We start from the raw sequence: 12820 nt of genomic DNA on the forward strand, positions 1-12820 counted from the left end.
GCTCAGCGCCCTCCCGGTCCGGTGCCGCGAGAGGTCGACACGAGCGTCATGACGCGCAAAGCCGCTTCGCTGGCAGGGCGGTCTGTGCGGTGGATCGTCAGCGTCCAGCCGCGGCGGCGGGCGAGCTCCTGAAGCTCCTCCCGGTGCTGCTCGATGCGCAGGCGATAGGCCCGGCCCCAGGAGATCGCGTCGCCGATCCGGAGCGACAAGCCGTCCTCGAGATCGTGCAGAACCGCCTGCCCCTGGAACGGGAAGGTCTCCTCGACGGGATCGACGATCATCACCAGATGCCCGCGCGCGCCCCGCGACGAGATGCCTTCGACCATGGCGGTGATCTCGCGGGTGGGCGACAGGAAATCGCTGATCAGCACCGCTTCGTGCTGCGGCGCGACGGGAGCCTGCGGCGGAAGGTCTTCCTCCAATGCGGACCGGTCCGTCACCAGGGTCTGGGCCATGGTTTCCGCAATGCGCCGGGTCGCGCGCGGCGACATGAGGCCCAGCATGCCGACCCGCTCGCCGGCCTCGACGAAGCTGTCGGCGAGCGCAAGGCCGAGCACGATGGCGCGCTCGATCTTGGGCGCCTGCGCCAGGTCCGAGACGTAGCCCATGGAGCCGGAACGGTCGATCCAGAACCAGACGGTCTGGGCCGTTTCCCATTCGCGCTCGCGCACATAGAGCCGGTCGTCGCGAGCCGAGCGGCGCCAGTCGATGCGATGCGCCGCCTCTCCGGTGACGAAGGGACGGAACTGCCAGAAGGTCTCGCCGGCGCCGGCGCGCCGGCGGCCGTGGATGCCGTGGGAGAGGTTGGCGGCGACGCGCCTCGCCTCGAGCACGAGGTGCGGCATCCGGTTCGCCAGAGAGAGAGCGCTCTCCGTTTCGCGGCGACCTGGTGAGCGGGCACTTTCGGGGAGGACCCGGACACGGGTCATGATGGGGATCCTAGCCTGCCAGCCGCGAGGTGAGCCGGCCGATGACGCTCCTGATGGACTCTCCGTCCGCCCGGGCGGAGAAGGTCAGTGCCATGCGGTGCTTCAGCACCGGCTCGGCGAGCGCCACCACGTCGGCGATGGACGGGGCCACACGGCCCTCGATCAGCGCGCGGGCGCGCACCGCCAGCATCAGGGCCTGGCTGGCGCGGGGGCCGGGGCCCCACAGGATCTTGTCGGTCACCCCGTCGATCCCGTCTCCTTCCGGACGGGCCGAGCGCACGAGATCGAGGATGGCGTCGACCACGCTCTCGCCGACCGGCAGGCGGCGGACCAGCCGCTGGGCGTTCATGAGCGCCTCGGCATTCATGACCGCCAGGGGCCTATGCTCTTCGGCGCCCGTCGTCTCGATCAGGATGCGCCGCTCGGCATCGCGTGTCGGATAGCCGACATTGATTTCAAGCAGGAAGCGGTCGAGCTGGGCCTCGGGGAGGGGATAGGTCCCTTCCTGTTCGATGGGGTTCTGCGTGGCGAGCACATGGAAGGGCTGCGGCAGATCGTGCCGCTCGCCACCCACGGAGACGTGATGCTCCTGCATGGCCTGGAGCAGGGCGGACTGGGTGCGCGGACTCGCGCGGTTGATCTCATCGGCCATCAGGAGCTGCGCGAAGACCGGGCCCTTCACGAAACGGAAGGAACGGCGCCGGTCGGCGCCTTCGTCGAGGATTTCCGAGCCGAGGATGTCGGAGGGCATCAGGTCAGGCGTGAACTGGATGCGGCGGGCATCGAGCCCGAGCACGGTGCCCAGGGTTTCCACAAGCTTCGTCTTGGCGAGGCCCGGAACGCCGACGAGAAGGCCATGGCCGCCGGCCAGAAGGGTGATGAGGGTCAGGTCGACCACGTCTTCCTGACCAAAGATGACCGTGTGAATGGCCTCGCGGGCCCGGCCGACAGTCTCGAGGGTCGCCTCCGCGCTGCGGATGATCGCGTCGTCCAATGCGGTAGGCGCCTGAGCAATGCTGGCCGTCATGAGGTCGTTCTCCCTCTCACTCGCAATTGCCCCCGGTAGCTAGTCTGCCTTCGATCCGTGTCGAGATGCAAGGGTCGTTGCGCCGCAGCATTGGAAGGAACGGAGTGGACGGGACAGCCGAGAACTCTATGCTCTAGGAAGTAACAATCGACGGCCGTTCGTCGATCCATAAAGTTCAGATTCCTGTTCACGCTTGCGTCATGACCGATCCCTCACCCTCCATGTCAGGGAATGCCCTGGCCCGCCTCACAGAAGCGCTCGGCCCTGGCGCGAGGCGCAGAGGACTGCCGCCGGTCGAGCGCTGGAACCCGGCCTATTGCGGCGAAATCGACATGCGCATCGCAGCCGACGGGACCTGGCACTATATGGGCACGCCCATCAACCGATCCGCCCTCGTGAAGCTGTTTTCGACGGTTCTGCGCAGGGATCCGGAGCGTTACGTGCTCGTCACGCCCGTCGAGCGGGTCGGGATCGAAGTCGAGGATGTGCCGTTCCTCGCGGTGGAAATGGCCGTGGAAGGTGAAGGTATGAGCCGCCAGATCGCCTTCCGCACCAATGTGGACGATCTCGTGCAGGTCGGGCCTGAGCATCCCCTGCGCTTCGAGCGGGACGCGAATGGCGGGATCAAGCCTTACGTCAATGTCAGGGGCGAGCTCTGGGCGCGGGTGACGCGGGCCCTGGCGCTGGATCTCATCGCAATGGGCGAAGAAAAGGATGTGGAAGGCGTTGCCACCTTCGGTGTCAGGGCAAGTGGCATGTTCTTCCACATCGCTCCCGTTTCCACGTTGGACGGGCTTTGATGCGGCTTGCACCTCACGACGCGCCGGATTTCCTGACGCTGGCGGCCGAGCGGCTTCGGCCCGAGCCTCCGCATCCGGAGGAAGCTCTGGCCAATCCGAGGGGCGATCACAGCCTCGACAACGTGCCCCTGGCCCACCCCCTGACCCCGAAACCGGCCGCGGTCCTCGTTCCCGTCGTCATGCGCGAGGAGCCGATGCTGCTTCTCACCGAGCGCTCCGCGCATCTGCGCCAGCATTCGGGTCAGATCGCCTTTCCGGGCGGGCGGGTCGATCAGGAGGATGCTTCCGTCCTGGCGGCGGCCTGCCGGGAGGCGATGGAGGAGATCGGCCTCGACAGCCGCTTCATCAGCCCGCTCGGTTACCTCGACGCCTACCTGTCCACCACGAATTATCTCGTCATGCCGGTGGTGGCGCGGGTCTCGCCCTCCTACACCGTCAACCTCAATCTGGACGAGGTGGCCGATACCTTCGAGGTGCCTCTCGGCTTCCTGATGGATCCTGCGCGCCACGAACTCCATTCGCGGGAATGGAAGGGCAGGCTTCGCCGCTACTATGCAATGCCCTACGAAGGACGCTACATCTGGGGCGTGACGGCGGGCATCATCCGCAATTTGTACGAGAGGCTCTACGGTTCATGACGCGTGCGGTGGTTCAGGGTTTGGTGCTGTTTCTTCTGCCGTTCGTGCTCTTCGGCACCTATCTCATCATCCGCCGCCGCAATCCTCTGCTCTGGTCTCACTGGAGCGATCAATCTCTCTGGCTCACCATCGTGGGCTTAAGCTTCGTCGTGATCTCACTGGTCGTGACAGGCTTTGTGGACGAACGCCAGACGGGCACATATGTGCCGACGCGGGTTGAAAACGGGCGTGTGATTCCAGGGCATTTCGAGTGATGGAAACCCTCGACCGACAGGCACTCGTGGGTCTTCTCAAGCGCCCCGCGCTGCGCCGCCTCCTGGAGGTCTTCAATGACGATGCCGAAGAGACGCGCATCGTGGGCGGAGCCGTGCGCAATGCCCTTCTCGGGCGGCCCGTGACCGAGGTGGATTGCACCACGACCATGCTGCCCGACGTCATTGTCGAACGCGCGACGGCCGCCGGTTTCAAAGCGGTGCCCACCGGGATCGAACACGGGACGATCACGGTCGTCGTCGCCGGCGAGCCTTACGAGATCACGACCCTGCGCGAGGACGTGGAAACGGATGGACGTCATGCGCTCGTGCATTTCGGCCGCGATTTCGTCCGCGATGCCAAGCGCCGGGATTTCACCATCAATGCCCTCTCGCTCGGTCTCGACGGACGGCTTTACGACTACACCGACGGCGTGGCGGATCTGGCGGCCCGGCGTGTCCGCTTCATCGGCGATCCCCATACCCGCATCCGTGAGGATTACCTGCGGATCATGCGCTTCTTCCGGTTCCACGCGGAATATGCACAAGCCGATCCCGACCCGAAGGGACTCGCTGCGGCGGACACCGAGCGACAGGGCCTGGCGATCCTCTCCAAGGAGCGGATCCGGCATGAACTCCTCAAACTGCTCGTCGCGCAACGGGCGGAGGACACGGTCCGCATCCTGGCCGATCATGGCTTCCTTTCATGGCTCCTCGGCGGTGCCGCCGAATTCGGACGCCTCAACCGGGTGGCGGCTGATGACAGGGCTGATCCTGTCCCGATCTGGCGCCTGGCGGCGCTGGCCGTCATGACTGAGGAAGATGCGGAGCGTCTGCGGGAGCGATTGCGGCTCTCCAACGATGAACACAGGAAGCTCGTGGCCTATGCCGATCTCCTGAGCCTTCTCAAGACCTGGGCCCTGCCCCTGGACGCCCTGGCCATCCGCCGTCTGGCGGCTGATCATGATGTCGACGCCCTCTCGGTCGTCCTTGCGGCCACGGCCGGCGAACCCGTTCCGATCGTCCACGCCGATGCCCGTGAGGCTCTCGACCGCTTCCGAAGCGGCGCCGAGCCGGTGCCGGTCCTCCCCTTGCGCGGAGCCCACCTCGTCGAGGGCGGCATCCCGAAGGGCCCAAGAGTCGGGGAATTGCTCGCGCGGGCCCGCCAAGCCTGGTTGGCGGAGGGCTGCCGGACGGATGAGGCCTACGCAACGGATCTGCTCAGGCGGGTACTGGAACAGGCTTGAACTCGAACCTTCCTCGTCATGGCCGGGCTTGTCCCGGCCATCCCGATGCGGAAGAGTGCGGCGCCTCACATCTCTACGGCATCACCGGCACATGGCCTGTGATGCCGTAGAGATGTCATAGACGATAGCGCCTCAAGGCCAGCGCACCGTCGGCGGCATGGAGGAGAGGATCGAGGCGATGTTGCCCCCGGTCTTCAGTCCGAAGATCGTCCCCCGGTCGTAGAGCAGGTTGAACTCCACGTAGCGCCCGCGCCGCACCTGCTGCTCGATGCGGTCCTCTTCCGTCCAGGATTTTGCCGCGTTGCGCCGGACGATCTCGGGATAAATCCTGAGAAAGGCCTCGCCCACATGGCGGGTGAAGGCGAAGTCCTCGTCCGGGTTTCCGGTCCAGTGATAGTCGTAGAAGATGCCGCCGATGCCGCGCGGCTCGCTACGGTGCTTGAGGAAGAAGTACTCGTCGCACCACTTCTTGTACTTCTCGTAGGAACCCTCCGGCGCATGCACCCGACAGGCTTCTTCCATGGCCTGATGGAAAGCGACGGTGTCCGGATCACCTTGAGACCGCCGCCGGTCGAGCACGGGTGTGAGATCCGCTCCGCCGCCGAACCACGGCTTCGTGGTCACCACGAAACGGGTGTTCATGTGTACCGTTGGAACGTTCGGGTTCCAGGGGTGCGCGATGAGCGAGATGCCGCCGGCCCAGAAGCGCGGATCCTGATCGGAGCCCGGGATCTGGCCGCGGAACTCCGGCGCGAACTCACCATGCACCGTCGAGACATGCACGCCCACCTTCTCGAACACGCGGCCGCGCATCATGGACATGACGCCCCCGCCGCCGGGAGCGCCGCCATGGTCCTTACGCTCCCAGGGCGTGCGCTCGAACCGGCCGGGCTCGGAAGCCTCCGGGGGGAGGGGACCCGTCACCTCGTCCTCCAGGGCCTCGAACGCGGCGCAGATCCGGTCACGCAGCAACGCGAACCAGATGGGTGCCTCTGTCTGCAGGCGCTCGACGGCATTCTGATCGGTCATGGCAGTCCTGTCTTTCATCATGGGCAGCCCTCATCCCCGCTGGCGGGCCGAGGATGACATTCTCTCCGTCATGGCCGGGCTCGTCCCGGCCATCCCGATTAGCTGAAGCACGGCGCTCGTCTGATCGGGATCACCGGCACAAGGCCGGTGATGACGAAGGGAGAAAGTCCGATCAGACTTTCAGGGGTGAGGCTGCTGTGTTGTTCTCACGGGCTTGTTGGATCAGGTTTCGGAAACGTGTTCGTCTGCCGCAGGGCTTCACCGAGGATCATGGCGGCGGTCACGGCGACGTTCAGGGAGCGCATGCCGGGCTGCATGGGAATGATGACCCTGGCATCCGCCGTCTGGTGGACCTCCTCCGGCACCCCGACGGATTCGCGGCCGACCAGGATGATGTCGTCGGGCCGGTAGACGAAATCGGCATACGGGATGGCGCCCTTGGTGGTGGTCAGGATCAGACGACCCTCGGCCTCCTGCCGCCAGGCCTCAAAGGCGCGCCAGGACATGTGCCGCGTGACCGTGACGTGGTTGAGATAATCCATGCCGGAGCGGCGCAGGTTCCTGTCGGAAACGTCGAAGGCCGCGGGTTCGATGATCTCCACCGGAACTCCGAGGCAGGCGGAAAGGCGCAGCATGGTGCCGGTATTCTGCGGAATGTCCGGCTGGTAGATGGCAAGACGTGGCATGCGCCCGTCATCGGGGCAACGGGCTCTGTCGTCAAGGGAGTGCTCAGGGGTATGTGAGCCGGCGGCATTTTGCGCCACAGGCTGGAACAACTCCAATCCGGCTATGGACAGGCGGGCTTGACCGTGCCAAAGAGCCACCGCGCGGCGACTCCCAGTCGCATTGCGCGTGCGTCGCCGCGCATGCTTGTTCCATTCTGGACCTCGTGTGCCAAATGCCTGGGTTCCCAAGGTATTGCCGATGCGCGGTTCTCGTTTTTTGATCAATGCTGGAGAGCCAAGTGGCCGAGACCACCACTCATGTCGCTGAGCCGACACGGCGCGATTTCCTTTACATCGCCACGGGCGCAGCTGCCGTTGTCGGCGGAGCCACCCTTGTATGGCCCTTCGTCCAGTCCCTGGCGCCCGACGCGGCGACGGTGGCTGCCGGTGCGCCCGTCGAGGTCGACCTGACCCCCATCGCCGAAGGGCAGATCGTCAAGGTTTTCTGGCGCGGCAAGCTGATCTTCATCCGTCACCGTACGGCCGAGGAGATCAAGGCGGCGGAGGACGTGAACGTCGCCTCCCTACGCGACCCGCAGGCCGACTCGGCCCGCGTGAAGGAGGGCAAGGCTCAGTGGCTCATCGTTTATGGTAACTGCACCCACCTGGGCTGCGTGCCGCTGGGCCAGCAGGGCGAGTATCACGGCTGGTTCTGCCCCTGCCACGGCTCGGTGTTCGACACCTCCGGTCGCGTTCGCGGCGGTCCGGCGCCGATCAACCTGCCGATTCCGCCCTATACGTTTGCGTCGGACACGAAGATCGTGATCGGCCAAGAAGTCACGGCGTAACCCAGCGACGATCAGGCGATATCCATGAGCCAGCATCCCACAACTTATGTTCCCAAGAGCGCCTTCGGTAAGTGGTTCGAGAGCCGTCTGCCGATCGCAGGTCTCGTCCACTCGTCCTTCATTGCGTTCCCGGTTCCGAGGAACCTGACCTATTTCTGGACCTTCGGCGCCATCCTGGCCTTCATGCTCGTCGCGCAGATCGTGACGGGCGTGTTCCTGGCGATGTACTACACCCCGAATGCCGGCATGGCGTTCCAGTCCGTCGAGCACATCATGCGCGACGTGAACTATGGCTGGCTGATCCGCTATCTGCACGCCAACGGCGCGTCGATGTTCTTCGTCGCCGTCTACATCCACATCTTCAGGAACTTCTACTATGGTTCCTACAAGGCGCCCCGTGAGGTTCTCTATATCCTCGGCGTCGTGATCTTCATCCTCATGATGGCCACCGCCTTCATGGGCTACGTGCTTCCCTGGGGCCAGATGAGCTTCTGGGGCGCCACCGTGATCACGAACCTGTTCTCGGCGATCCCGCTCGTGGGCGAGACCATCGTGAGCTATCTCTGGGGCGGCTACTCGGTGGGCAACCCGACCCTGAACCGCTTCTTCTCCCTGCACTACCTGCTGCCCTTCATGATCGCGGGCGTCGTGATCCTGCACATCTGGGCGCTCCATGTGCCGGGCCAGAACAACCCGACCGGCATCCCGATCAAGTCGGGCAAGGACGCGGTTCCGTTCACCCCCTATGCCACGATCAAGGACATCTTCGCCGTCGTCGTGTTCATGATCTTCTTCGCCTACTGGGTGTTCTACATGCCCAACTACCTGGGCCATGCGGACAATTACATCCCGGCGAACCCGGCCGTGACGCCTTCGCACATCGTTCCCGAATGGTACTTCCTGCCGTTCTACGCGATCCTGCGCGCCATTCCCGACAAGCTCGGTGGTGTCATCGCCATGGGCGCGGCCATCGTGATCTGGGTGTTCATGCCCTGGCTCGATACCTCCAAGGTGCGCTCTACGGCCTACCGTCCGCTCTACAAGCAGTTCTTCTGGATCTTCGTGATCGTGTGCTTCCTGCTCGGCTGGCTGGGCTCCCGCCCGGCCGAGGGCTGGTACGTGATCGCCTCCCAGATCTGCACGGCCTACTACTTCGCCCACTTCCTGATCGTTCTGCCGGTGCTCGGCTTCGTCGAGCGTCCGCTGCCGCTGCCGAATTCGATCCTCGAATCCGTCATGGGCGTGCAGAAGGGCGGGGCTGGCATTCCGGCCGGCGCCAATGCCGAGCCGCATTCCAAGGGCTGAGGCGAGAGTAGAGGAAACAGACCAATGATGAAGCGTACTCTTCTCATCGCAGCCGCCGTTCTCGGCTTCGCCGCTCCGGCCTTCGCGGCCGGCGAGACCCCGGTCCCGCCGCAGCTCAAGTGGAGCTTCCAGGGTCCGTTCGGCACCTTCGACCGGGCCCAGCTCCAGCGCGGCTTCAAGGTCTACCGGGAGGTCTGCGCCTCCTGCCATGGCCTGAGCTATGTGGCCTTCCGCAACCTGTCGCAGCCCGGTGGCCCGGAATTCTCCGAGGCTCAGGTCCGCGCCCTGGCGGCGGAATACAAGATCCAGGACGGCCCGAACGAAGCCGGCGACATGTTCGAGCGTCCCGGCCGCGCGGCCGACCACTTCCCGTCTCCGTTCCCGAACGAGAACGCCGCCGCCGCGGCAAATGGCGGCAAGGCTCCGCCGGACCTGTCCCTGATGCCCAAGGCCCGTACCTTCGAGCGCGGCTTCCCCTGGTGGATCACGGACATTTTCCGTCAGTATTCCGAGAACGGCGCGGACTATCTCGTGGCGCTGCTCAACGGCTACGAGGAGCCGCCGCAGGGCTTCACGGTTCCCGAGGGTGGCCATTACAACCACTACTATCCGGGCCATGTGATCGCGATGCCGAAGCCGATCAGCGACGGTCAGGTCGAGTATCCGAAGAACGAGGCCGGTCAGCCTCAGGTGCCGGAGACCGTGGACCAGTACGCCCGTGACGTAACGGCCTTCCTCACCTGGACGGCGGAACCGCACCTCGAGGCCCGCAAGCGCCTCGGCTTCCAGGTCATCCTGTTCCTGATCGTCCTGGCCGGTCTGCTCTACTTCACGAAGAAGAAGGTCTGGGCCCGGGTGGGCGGCGAGGTCGAAGGCCACGCCACGCCCCCGATGACGCACAACCCGTAACGAATAAGGGCTCCGGTTTCCGGGGCCTTTTTCTTTCGAGGTGCATTGTGCTCGGTCGAGGGACGGGTCGAGGGAGTGGAAACAACTGTGTCATCCGCTCCCCGTCATGGCCGGCCCTGTGCCGGCCATCCCGATCCTGTGAAGCGCGGCGTTTCAAGCTATCGGGATCACCGGGACAAGCCCGGTGATGACGAAAGAGATGCGCTCCCAACCCTTGAGAATTCATCCGACGCTCTAGTACATCGTGCGGAAAAGTGGATCCGGTTTTCCGCTTTCGACGATGTGCTCATCAAAAAGGGAGCATCGGATGGATCCCAAAAGTGCAAATCCACTTTTGGGTCCGATGCTCTAGTGACACGATGCCGGGCTGGCTCTATCCCGTTCTTCATGCTGCAGACCATCGCCGACGACATCTGGGGCAAGGATTGCCTCGCCTATCACGTTCAACCCAGCCTGGAGCCTGAGACTCGAGCCGCCTTCGAGGAGGTACAGCGGGCCTTCGCCGAGCTCTGGCCGGAACACCTGCATGTGGGGCCCGGGCATGGGCTGCACGTCACCATTTATCCGCTGGTGACGGTGAAGGGCGGCTTCGACAAGGACGCCTATTGGCGGAGCATCGCCCGGCAAAGCCAGGGCCTGCTCGAGGATCTCTGCGCAGGGCATCCGACCCTGGAACTGCGCTTCTCCCGTCTCAAGGTCACCGACACGGCCATCATCGCGACGGCCACTGAGGAAACCGGTCTGATCGAAGCCATCCGGGAGAGGATCGTCCGCGACATCCCCCCGCCGCCGGGCGCGAGCCCGATCATCTACGACCTGATCCATTCGACCCTGGCGCGCTACCGCACGAAGGCCTCGATTCCGGACCACGTGGTCGAGCGGATCGAGAGCCTGCCGGTCTGCATCACCGCGCCCGTGCGGCAGATCAGGCTCGTTCGCGAGACGCTCTTTCCCTGCCTCGTGACGGACGAGATCGCGGCTTTCCCCTTGCGCTGATCATTCCGGCCGGCGCGGCCTGCCGTCATGGGGCCCGAGCGGGCGCGCGGGCGCATCGTCCCACCAATCCGTGCGAAGAGCGCGCAACTCCGGGTTGACCGGGTAGACGATCCGATTCTCGTCCTTGTTCGCCTCGCCGACGACCAGAAGCCGAACGGGCTCGTCGGTGTTGTTGAGGAAGCTGTGCGCGATCCCCGTTCCGGCCGGGAAACCGACTCCATCGCCGGGAGCGAGACGGAAGAGCTCGCCGTCGATCCAAACGTCCGGCGTGCCTTCGATCACGTAGATGAATTCCTCCTCGGCGCTCTCCGCATGCGGGAACGAGGTGCGGCGGCCCGGCGGCAGCAGCTCGTGATGAATGCCGAGCTTCGTGAGGCCAAGGGCGGCGGAGAAGGGCGAACCGATGCTCCGGGGCTCGTTCGTGCCGCGAAAGACCGCCGTGCCGTCGTTCTGGAGCTCCTGGTAATTCCGGATGAAGGAGGGGCGCCTGGTCTCGGACATGAGAGAACAACCTTTCGAGGATGATCTGCGGGAGCAAGAGCGACCATAGCCGGCCGTTCGGAAACTTGTCGATCAGGAACAGCTTCGGCTCCCACGGATGGACTTGGGAAAGGGCCCCCCTTCGGCTATGAAACGGGGCACGGCGGGAAGCGCCCTGACAGGCGAGGGTTCAGATGACGAAGGCGGTTCTAGGCATTATCGGCGGGTCGGGGGTCTACGATCTTCCAGGGCTCGAGGACATGCGCGAGGAGCGCATCGATTCTCCCTGGGGCGAGCCCTCGGACGTGCTGCGCACCGGGCGCATCGGCGGGACCGAGATCGCCTTCCTGCCGCGCCATGGGCGCGGCCACCGCCTGTCCCCGTCCGACATCAACTACCGGGCGAATATCGACGTGATGAAGCGCGCCGGCGTCACCGACCTGATCTCGGTCTCGGCCTGCGGTTCGTTCAAGGACGAGTATTATCCCGGCTTCTTCGTGCTGGTGGACCAGTACGTGGACCGCACGCACAAGCGCGAGGGCTCGTTCTTCGGCCGGGGTTGCGTCGCCCATGTGCCCATGGCGCATCCGGTCGGCCCCCTGCTGCGCCAGCGCATCGCCGACGCGGCGGTGGCCGAGAGAATTCCATTCACGCTGGGCGGCACGCTGGTCTGCATCGAGGGGCCGCAATTCTCCACTTATGCCGAGTCCATGACCTACAAGAAGCTCGGCTACGACGTGATCGGCATGACGGCCATGCCGGAGGCCAAGCTCGCCCGCGAGGCCGAGATCACCTATGCCACCATCGCCATGGTGACCGACTACGATTGCTGGCATCCGGAGCACGACAACGTGGACGTGGCCTCCGTCGTCGCCGTCGCGCACCAGAACGCCACGAAGGTGGCCCGTCTTGTCGCCCGCGTCGCCCGGGATTTTCCGGCAGAGCACGAGCTATGCCCCGCAGGCTCCGACCGGGCGCTCGACGGGGCCGTCATGACCGCCCCGTCGGCCCGCGATCCGGATCTTCTGAAAAAGTTGGATGCTGTGGCCGGGCGAGTGCTAAACCCGTCGCAAGCATGATCGCGCGCCACTTGCGCTCACGGCGATTTCAGATCCAACTCCTCCTCGACACCCAGGCAGGCTTGACCCCATGGACCAGCGTCTCCTCACCGACCTGAAATCCGCGATCCGCTCGATCCCGGATTACCCGAAGCCGGGCATCGTCTTCCGGGACATCACGACCCTGCTGGGCGATGCCCGAGCCTTCCGGCGCTCCGTGGACGAACTCGTTCATCCCTTCGCGGGCGGGCGTGTCGACAAGGTGGCCGGCATCGAGGCGCGCGGCTTCATTCTCGGTGGCGCCATTGCGCATCAGCTCTCCTCGGGCTTCGTGCCGATCCGCAAGAAGGGCAAGCTGCCCCATGAGACGGTGCGGATCGCCTATTCGCTCGAATACGGCGTCGACGAGATGGAGATCCACACCGATGCCATCGGCCAGGGTGAGCGGGTGATCCTCGTGGACGACCTCATCGCCACCGGCGGAACGGCGGTCGCGGCCAGCCAACTCCTGCGCCGGATGGGCGCCAACATCGTTGCCGCCTGCTTCATCATCGACCTGCCCGATCTCGGCGGTGCCGCGAAGTTGCGCGATCTCGGCGTCGAGGTGCGCAGCCTCGTGAGCTTCGAGGGGCATTGAG

General features: G+C 65.0%; 15 protein-coding genes. 10 read left to right on the forward strand and 5 right to left on the reverse strand.

Annotation, left to right across the window (positions count from 1 at the left end):
• Window positions 1–2: 2 nt before the first annotated feature.
• Together KHP60_RS14515 and KHP60_RS14520 are read right to left on the reverse strand one after the other, a co-directional pair.
• Window positions 3–929 (reverse strand): DUF58 domain-containing protein, encoded by a 927-nt coding sequence (locus tag KHP60_RS14515; protein ID WP_213565035.1) that lies wholly within the window; start codon window positions 927–929, stop codon window positions 3–5.
• 10 nt (window positions 930–939) lie between these two features.
• The gene (locus KHP60_RS14520; protein ID WP_213565036.1) at window positions 940–1956 is read right to left on the reverse strand and encodes a MoxR family ATPase; all 1017 of its coding nucleotides are present in this window, start codon (window positions 1954–1956) and stop codon (window positions 940–942) included.
• A gap of 200 nt (window positions 1957–2156) precedes the next feature.
• Between KHP60_RS14520 and KHP60_RS14525 the strand changes: the two genes are divergently transcribed.
• The 4 genes from KHP60_RS14525 to KHP60_RS14540 are packed head-to-tail and all read left to right on the forward strand — an operon-like array spanning window position 2157 to window position 4892.
• Window positions 2157–2756, forward strand: a complete 600-nt coding sequence (locus KHP60_RS14525) for a DUF1285 domain-containing protein (RefSeq protein WP_213565037.1) — start codon at window positions 2157–2159, stop codon at window positions 2754–2756.
• Window positions 2756–3394 carry a CoA pyrophosphatase gene (locus tag KHP60_RS14530; protein ID WP_213565038.1) on the forward strand — a complete coding sequence of 213 codons (639 nt, stop codon included), beginning with the start codon at window positions 2756–2758 and terminating at the stop codon, window positions 3392–3394. The genes KHP60_RS14525 and KHP60_RS14530 overlap by 1 nt, the downstream gene beginning before the upstream one ends.
• Window positions 3391–3648 (forward strand): DUF6111 family protein, encoded by a 258-nt coding sequence (locus tag KHP60_RS14535; RefSeq protein ID WP_213565039.1) that lies wholly within the window; start codon window positions 3391–3393, stop codon window positions 3646–3648. Before KHP60_RS14530 ends, KHP60_RS14535 begins: the two co-directional genes overlap by 4 nt.
• Window positions 3648–4892: a CCA tRNA nucleotidyltransferase gene (locus KHP60_RS14540; RefSeq protein WP_213565040.1), complete on the forward strand. Its 1245-nt coding sequence runs from the start codon at window positions 3648–3650 to the stop codon at window positions 4890–4892. Before KHP60_RS14535 ends, KHP60_RS14540 begins: the two co-directional genes overlap by 1 nt.
• 132 nt (window positions 4893–5024) lie before the next feature.
• Here KHP60_RS14540 and hemF read toward each other — a convergent pair whose 3' ends face one another.
• Together hemF and KHP60_RS14550 are read right to left on the reverse strand one after the other, a co-directional pair.
• Window positions 5025–5939, reverse strand: coding sequence for an oxygen-dependent coproporphyrinogen oxidase (gene hemF / locus KHP60_RS14545; protein ID WP_213565072.1), 915 nt, complete (start codon window positions 5937–5939; stop codon window positions 5025–5027).
• A 188-nt stretch (window positions 5940–6127) separates the two neighbouring features.
• Window positions 6128–6607, reverse strand: a complete 480-nt coding sequence (locus KHP60_RS14550; protein WP_213565041.1) for a tRNA (cytidine(34)-2'-O)-methyltransferase — start codon at window positions 6605–6607, stop codon at window positions 6128–6130.
• A gap of 263 nt (window positions 6608–6870) precedes the next feature.
• On the opposite strand from KHP60_RS14550, the gene petA reads away from it, so the two are divergent.
• The 4 genes from petA (at window position 6871) to KHP60_RS14570 (ending at window position 10644) form a co-directional block, all read left to right on the forward strand.
• Window positions 6871–7434: a ubiquinol-cytochrome c reductase iron-sulfur subunit gene (gene petA / locus KHP60_RS14555; protein ID WP_213565042.1), complete on the forward strand. Its 564-nt coding sequence runs from the start codon at window positions 6871–6873 to the stop codon at window positions 7432–7434.
• A 24-nt stretch (window positions 7435–7458) separates the two neighbouring features.
• Entirely contained in the window at window positions 7459–8739 is a 1281-nt protein-coding gene (locus KHP60_RS14560; protein WP_213565043.1) for a cytochrome b/b6, read from the forward strand.
• A 24-nt stretch (window positions 8740–8763) separates the two neighbouring features.
• On the forward strand, window positions 8764–9648 hold the full coding sequence (locus KHP60_RS14565; RefSeq protein ID WP_213565044.1) for a cytochrome c1: 885 nt from the start codon (window positions 8764–8766) through the stop codon (window positions 9646–9648).
• A 387-nt stretch (window positions 9649–10035) separates the two neighbouring features.
• Window positions 10036–10644 (forward strand): hypothetical protein, encoded by a 609-nt coding sequence (locus KHP60_RS14570; protein ID WP_213565045.1) that lies wholly within the window; start codon window positions 10036–10038, stop codon window positions 10642–10644.
• On the opposite strand, the gene KHP60_RS14575 is transcribed toward KHP60_RS14570, so the two are convergent.
• Entirely contained in the window at window positions 10645–11145 is a 501-nt protein-coding gene (locus KHP60_RS14575; RefSeq protein WP_213565046.1) for a cupin domain-containing protein, read from the reverse strand.
• 173 nt (window positions 11146–11318) lie between these two features.
• On the opposite strand from KHP60_RS14575, the gene KHP60_RS14580 reads away from it, so the two are divergent.
• Window positions 11319–12203, forward strand: coding sequence for an S-methyl-5'-thioadenosine phosphorylase (locus tag KHP60_RS14580; protein ID WP_213565047.1), 885 nt, complete (start codon window positions 11319–11321; stop codon window positions 12201–12203).
• A 70-nt stretch (window positions 12204–12273) separates the two neighbouring features.
• On the forward strand, window positions 12274–12819 hold the full coding sequence (locus KHP60_RS14585; RefSeq protein WP_213565048.1) for an adenine phosphoribosyltransferase: 546 nt from the start codon (window positions 12274–12276) through the stop codon (window positions 12817–12819).
• Window position 12820 lies beyond the last annotated feature (1 nt).

It is taken from the genome of Microvirga sp. 3-52, assembly GCF_018383585.1.
Classification (GTDB): Bacteria; Pseudomonadota; Alphaproteobacteria; order Rhizobiales; family Beijerinckiaceae; genus Microvirga.

What these genes read in the sequence shown, in the direction of transcription:
- KHP60_RS14520 (WP_213565036.1), bottom strand. Translation starts at nt 1,956, where the DNA reads ATGACGGCCAGCATTGCTCAGGCGCCTACCGCATTGGACGACGCGATC.
- KHP60_RS14570 (WP_213565045.1), top strand. Translation starts at nt 10,036, where the DNA reads ATGCTGCAGACCATCGCCGACGACATCTGGGGCAAGGATTGCCTCGCC.
- KHP60_RS14565 (WP_213565044.1), top strand. Translation starts at nt 8,764, where the DNA reads ATGATGAAGCGTACTCTTCTCATCGCAGCCGCCGTTCTCGGCTTCGCC.
- petA (WP_213565042.1), top strand. Translation starts at nt 6,871, where the DNA reads ATGCTGGAGAGCCAAGTGGCCGAGACCACCACTCATGTCGCTGAGCCG.
- KHP60_RS14550 (WP_213565041.1), bottom strand. Translation starts at nt 6,607, where the DNA reads ATGCCACGTCTTGCCATCTACCAGCCGGACATTCCGCAGAATACCGGC.
- KHP60_RS14525 (WP_213565037.1), top strand. Translation starts at nt 2,157, where the DNA reads ATGACCGATCCCTCACCCTCCATGTCAGGGAATGCCCTGGCCCGCCTC.
- hemF (WP_213565072.1), bottom strand. Translation starts at nt 5,939, where the DNA reads ATGAAAGACAGGACTGCCATGACCGATCAGAATGCCGTCGAGCGCCTG.
- KHP60_RS14540 (WP_213565040.1), top strand. Translation starts at nt 3,648, where the DNA reads ATGGAAACCCTCGACCGACAGGCACTCGTGGGTCTTCTCAAGCGCCCC.
- KHP60_RS14530 (WP_213565038.1), top strand. Translation starts at nt 2,756, where the DNA reads ATGCGGCTTGCACCTCACGACGCGCCGGATTTCCTGACGCTGGCGGCC.
- KHP60_RS14560 (WP_213565043.1), top strand. Translation starts at nt 7,459, where the DNA reads ATGAGCCAGCATCCCACAACTTATGTTCCCAAGAGCGCCTTCGGTAAG.
- KHP60_RS14585 (WP_213565048.1), top strand. Translation starts at nt 12,274, where the DNA reads ATGGACCAGCGTCTCCTCACCGACCTGAAATCCGCGATCCGCTCGATC.
- KHP60_RS14580 (WP_213565047.1), top strand. Translation starts at nt 11,319, where the DNA reads ATGACGAAGGCGGTTCTAGGCATTATCGGCGGGTCGGGGGTCTACGAT.
- KHP60_RS14515 (WP_213565035.1), bottom strand. Translation starts at nt 929, where the DNA reads ATGACCCGTGTCCGGGTCCTCCCCGAAAGTGCCCGCTCACCAGGTCGC.
- KHP60_RS14535 (WP_213565039.1), top strand. Translation starts at nt 3,391, where the DNA reads ATGACGCGTGCGGTGGTTCAGGGTTTGGTGCTGTTTCTTCTGCCGTTC.
- KHP60_RS14575 (WP_213565046.1), bottom strand. Translation starts at nt 11,145, where the DNA reads ATGTCCGAGACCAGGCGCCCCTCCTTCATCCGGAATTACCAGGAGCTC.